The 245-nt window shown below is 61.2% G+C and carries 1 protein-coding gene; it reads right to left on the reverse strand.

Features of this window, described 5'->3' with window-relative positions:
- A partial coding sequence (locus HWD99_RS18390; protein WP_241797634.1) for a hypothetical protein occupies positions 1–245 on the reverse strand: 245 nt, incomplete at both ends.

The raw sequence follows: 245 nt of genomic DNA on the forward strand, positions 1-245 counted from the left end.
GGTAGACCCGTACCACCTCCCCCAGCAGGTCCGGCGGCAGGATGCGCGGGCGGCGCAGATAGACCAGTCTTTCGATGACCAGCGCCAGGCCGATGATGGAAGCGATCAGCAAAGGCCAGATCGGCCAGCCGGCGGCGAGGATGATGGCGAGCAAAACGTACTCCTGTTGAATGCGGTGAAAATCTGATCCTGTTGCAAAGAAACGACCCGCCGGGTGCGCCTTCTTCTGCGGTGCAGAATGTAGC

Source organism: Microbacterium sp. C5A9 (genome assembly GCF_022627955.1).
In the GTDB taxonomy this organism is placed as follows: domain Bacteria; phylum Actinomycetota; class Actinomycetes; order Actinomycetales; family Microbacteriaceae; genus Microbacterium.